The organism is Actinoallomurus acaciae (assembly GCF_042429965.1).
Lineage (GTDB): Bacteria > Actinomycetota > Actinomycetes > Streptosporangiales > Streptosporangiaceae > Actinoallomurus > Actinoallomurus acaciae.
The window spans coordinates 1-4672 of the sequence record NZ_JBHLZP010000595.1 but is presented as its reverse complement, the minus strand read 5'-3'; the positions used below and the strand labels follow the sequence as shown (position 1 = coordinate 4672).

Sequence of the window (4672 nt, the reverse complement as noted above, 5' to 3'; positions counted from 1 at the left end):
GCCAGGTCGAGCGGCTCGGCCCGGCCGCCGCGAGGGCCGCGGCCCTCGGTGTGCGGCCGCCCGTAGCGCGTGACGTGCCGGACGACGTCGTGGTTGGACAGCACCCAGGTCGCGGGCGCGCCGACGGCGCCGAGGGCGCCCAGGCTCCTGTCGATCACCTCGCGGAGCCGCGTGGCGTCCCACGGCGCGCGCAGGAAGTCGAAGTTGAACGCGGTCTGCAGCTCGCCGGGGCGCACGTAGCGGGCGAGCCGCGCCGGGCCGCTCACCCACGCCTCGGCGACGAAGGCCCGGTCGCCGTCGTAGCGGTCGGCCACCCTCCGCCACTCGGAGAAGATCTCGTGGACGCCGTCGCGGTCCCAGTGCGGGTGGTCCTCGCGCTTGGTCGGCTCCAGCACGTCGACGGACTCGCCGGCGTCGGGCAGGCCCTCCTGCTTGATGAGGCCGTGGGCGACGTCGATGCGGAAGCCGTCGACGCCGCGGTCGAACCAGAACGCGAGGATCTTCTCGAAGTCGCGGCGGACCTCGGTGTTCTCCCAGTTCAGGTCGGGCTGTGCCTCGGCGAACAGGTGGAGGTACCACTCGCCGTCGGCCACGCGGGTCCAGGCGCCGCCGCCGAACGCGGCGCGCCAGTCGTTCGGCGGCAGTTCGCCGTGCTCCCCCTTGCCCGGGCGGAAGACGTAGCGGTCGCGTTCGGGGCTGCCCGGCCCGGCCGCCATCGCGGCCTCGAACCAGGCGTGCCGGTCGGAGGTGTGGTTGGGAACGATGTCGAGGATCACCCGCAGCCCGTGGTCGTGCGCCTCGGCGATGAACGCCTCGGCGTCCGCGATCGTGCCGAACGCCGGCTCGATCCCGGTGTAGTCGGCGACGTCGTACCCCGCGTCGACCATGGGCGAGGGGTACCACGGCGTGATCCATACGGCGTCGACACCGAGGTCGCGCAGGTATGGCAGGCGGGATCGGATGCCGGCGATGTCACCGACGCCGTCGCCGTTCCCGTCCGCGAAGCTGCGGATGTAGATCTGGTAGATGACAGCGCTGCGCCACCAGGGCGCCGAGTCCGTCGCTCGCACGTCGTCCTTTCCGTGATGGTGGGGGGCGGTCACTTCACCCCACCGGCGCTGAGGCCGGCGATGATGCGCCGCTGGAAGATCAGCACGACGATGACGAGCGGGACCGTGACGATCACGCCGGCCGCCATCTGCGTGCCGAACGGCTGGTCGAAACCGTACGCGCCGGTGAACTTGGAGATCGACACGGTGGCGGTCTGCATCTCCTTCTTGTTCACCATGCTCAACGCGATGATGAACTCGTTCCACGCGGCGATGAAGGTGAGGATCGCGGTGGTGAAGACGCCCGGCGCGGCCAGCGGGATGATGATCTTGCGGAAGGCCCCGCCGCGCGTGCAGCCGTCGACCATCGCGGCCTGCTCCAGCTCGAAGGGCATCTGGCGGAAGAACGCCGTGAGGTTCCAGACCGCCAGGGGCAGCGCGAACGACAGTGTCGGCAGGATCATCGCCTGGTAGGTGTTGATCCATCCGATGTCGCTGAACAGCTTCAGCAACGGGATGATCAGCGAGATGCCGGGGAACATCGACGTCGCGATGACCATGCCGAGCACCGCGTTCTTGAACCGGAACCGCAGCCGGGCCAGCGCGTACGCGGTCACCGTGCCGACGAGCAGTGTGATCACGGTGGTGAGTCCGGCCACGACGACGCTGTTCAGCAGCGCCCGCCCGAAGCCGACGCCCGGCTTGAAGACCGCCGAGAAGTTCCGCACCGACCACGGGCTGGGCAGCGGCGCGTTGTCGAACTGGTCGTCCGGGCGCCGGAACGCCGACACGACCATCCAGTAGAACGGGGCCAGGCAGTACAGCACCACCACGGCGACGCCGACATGGGTGAGGACCCGGCCCGTGGTCCGCCTGCGCGTGCCCGGCGGCCGGCGCGTCGCGGACGTCACGGCCGCCGTCATTCCGCCACCTCCCGGGCCGCCGTGAGGGGCTTTCGCCTCGGGCGCGCGGGCCGGGAGGTCCGCGCCTGCCGCATGTCGCCGATGATGTCGGCGCCGAGCAGCCTGACGAAGGTGTACGCGACGACGGCGACGTAGACGAACAGGATGGTGGCGTACGCGGCCGCCGGGCCGTACCGCAGGTTGGCCGCCTCGTCGTAGGCGATCATGGTCAGTGTCTCGACGGAGTCCTTGTGCAGGCCGATCAGCACGGCCGGCAGGTCGAACATGCGCAGCACGTCGAGCAGCCGGAACAGCACGGCGACCAGCAGCACCGGCTTGACCATCGGCAGCGTGATCCGCCAGAACGACTGCCAGGCCCCCGCGCCGTCGACGCGGGCGGCCTCGTGCACCTCGCGTGGGATCACCTGGAGCCCGGCGAGGACGAGCAGGCCGACGAACGGGGCCGTCTTCCAGGTGTCGGCGATGATGACGGCGAGCTTGGCGTGGAAGCCCTCGGTGGTCCACAGGACCTGCCTGCCGATGATCGCGTTGGCGACGCCGTCGGCCTGGAAGACCCAGCGCCAGAGCAGGCCCGAGACCACCGTGGGGATCGCCCACGGCACGAGGATGCTCGCCCGTACGAACCCGCGGCCGCGGAAGGCGCGGTGCATGATGAGCGCCATCGCCACGCCGAGGACCGTCTCCAGTACGACGGTCACGACGGTGAAGAAGGTGGTGTTCCAGAAGGCGTTCCAGAACGCGTCGGAGTTCGGGCCGGTGAAGATGTCGGTGTAGTTGCGCAGGCCGACGAACCTGTCGCCCTGCACGACGAAGCCCTGCGCGTCCAGTCCCTGACCGCGCTGGTACAGCGACTCGCGGAACGCCGAGATGACGGGATAGCCGACGACGAGCGCGAGGACGATGAAGGTCGGCGACAGCAGCACGCCGGCCAGGCGTCCGGACCCCTGCACGTCGTCCCGCCGTCGCCTGCGGGCCACGGCCGGCCCGGCGATGGGTGTGGTCGTCATGAATCCTCCTTCGGAAGCCCGTGGCGGGACGCCCTCGCCTCCCGCCACGGTGCGCCGCTACTGCTGGGTCAGCGGCCCGAGCTTGGACTGCAGGCCGGCGAGCGCCTGGTCGGTGGTGCTCTTTCCGGTCAGCGCCGCGTAGACGGCCTCCTGGATGGCGACGGTCACGTCGTTGTAGCGCACGGCCTTCGGCCGGGGCTTGGCGTTGAGGAGGGAGGCCTTGAGCGTCGGGAGGTAGGGGAACTTCTTCTGCAGCGCGGGCTCGTCGTACAGCGAGGCGAGGGTCGGGGCCTCGGAGCTGGCGAGGAGGTTGGCGCGCTCGGTGTCCTGGCTCGTGAGGTACTTGATGAAGTCCATCGCGGTCGCCTTGTTCTTGGCGAAGGAGGAGATCGCCAGGTTGTGCCCGCCGAGAGTCGGCGAGCCGGGGCCGTTCAGTCCCGGCAGGGGCGCCACGTCGAACTTGCCCTTGACCTTCGGCGCCTTGCTCGACAGCGCCCACTGGTACGGCCACTGGCGCAGGAAGACGAGGTCGCCCTTCTCGAAGGCGCGGCGGGCGTCCTCCTCCTCGTAGGTGATGGCCTCCTTGGGGATCATCCCGCTCCGGAAACCTTGGACGAGGAAGTCCAGGCCCTGCTTGGCCTGAGGCGTGTTGACGTTCGGCTTGCCCGACTCGTCCACGACCTCGCCGCCGGCGCTGTCCACAGCCTCGGAGAAGTTGCAGGTCAAACCCTCGTACTTGTCGAACTGCCCGGCGTAGCAGCCGACGCCCTTGATCTTGCCGCAGTCGGCCTGCAGCTCGGACCAGGTCTTCGGCGGCGCGCTGATGCCCGCGCTCTTCAGCAGGTCCTTGCGGTAGTACAGCAGGCCGGCGTCGGTCTTCCACGGCGCGGCGTACAGGTTGCCGCGGTACTCACCGGTCTGCACCGCCGCGGGCAGGAACTTCGACAGGTCGAACTGGTCCTTCGGCAGCGCCGTGACCCACCGGTTGGCCGCGAACTCCGCGGTGTTCACCACGTCGAGGTTGAGGACCGTGTAGGCGTCGGACTTGGTCTGGGCGTTCTGCACCATCTGCTGGCGCTGCTGGTCGGCGCTCTCCGGCAGTTCGATGAGCCGGACCGTCTCCTGGGGGTGCGCCTTGTTCCACACGTCGATCTGGTGCTGGACGTTGCCCGAGGTGTCCTTGCCCTGGGCCAGCGTGATCGGGCCGCGCCCGGTGAGCGCCTGGCTCGTCGGCGTGCTCTTGGTCTTCGAGCCGCTGCCGCAGGCCGCCGCGAGCGTCACCGTCGCGACGACGGCCGCCACCCCGCGTGCGATGGTCGAGATCGATGCCACTTTCACTCCTCGTTCTGGGAATCACACTCAGTGCACGGGCTCGGGCCCCCGCCACTCCCGTATGACGAGATCGGGACGCAGCATCACCCCCTCCCGTGGGGCCTCGGCCCCGCCCAGCCGGTCGATGAGGAGTCCGACGACACGCCGCGCGACCTCGTCGAGCGGCTGGCGGACACTCGACATCGGCGGCGACATCAACATCACTGCCGGGGAGTCGTCGAAGCCGACGACGTCCAGGTTCGGCCAGCCGTCCGGGCCGGTGCCCCCGGCGAGCCGCGCGCCGACCGCGAAGGTGTCGCTTCCGCAGGCGAACGCGGTGGGCGGCTCGGGGCCGCTCAGCAGCGTCCGCGCCGCCGCGGCC

At 70.1% G+C, this 4672-nt stretch carries 5 protein-coding genes; all 5 read right to left on the bottom strand.

Features of this window, described 5'->3' with window-relative positions:
* Window positions 1-1070: alpha-amylase family glycosyl hydrolase (locus tag ACFFNX_RS42825; protein WP_378211986.1), on the bottom strand; the 1070-nt coding region annotated here is incomplete at its 3' end.
* A gap of 29 nt (window positions 1071-1099) precedes the next feature.
* The gene (locus ACFFNX_RS42820) at window positions 1100-1972 is read right to left on the bottom strand and encodes a carbohydrate ABC transporter permease (RefSeq protein WP_378211985.1); all 873 of its coding nucleotides are present in this window, start codon (window positions 1970-1972) and stop codon (window positions 1100-1102) included.
* On the bottom strand, window positions 1969-2979 hold the full coding sequence (locus ACFFNX_RS42815; RefSeq protein ID WP_378211984.1) for a carbohydrate ABC transporter permease: 1011 nt from the start codon (window positions 2977-2979) through the stop codon (window positions 1969-1971). Before ACFFNX_RS42815 ends, ACFFNX_RS42820 begins: the two co-directional genes overlap by 4 nt.
* Window positions 2980-3036: 57 nt before the next feature.
* Window positions 3037-4311 (bottom strand): ABC transporter substrate-binding protein, encoded by a 1275-nt coding sequence (locus ACFFNX_RS42810; RefSeq protein ID WP_378211983.1) that lies wholly within the window; start codon window positions 4309-4311, stop codon window positions 3037-3039.
* Window positions 4312-4338: 27 nt separating this feature from the next.
* The coding region (locus tag ACFFNX_RS42805; protein ID WP_378211981.1) for a substrate-binding domain-containing protein at window positions 4339-4672 on the bottom strand (334 nt) is incomplete at its 5' end.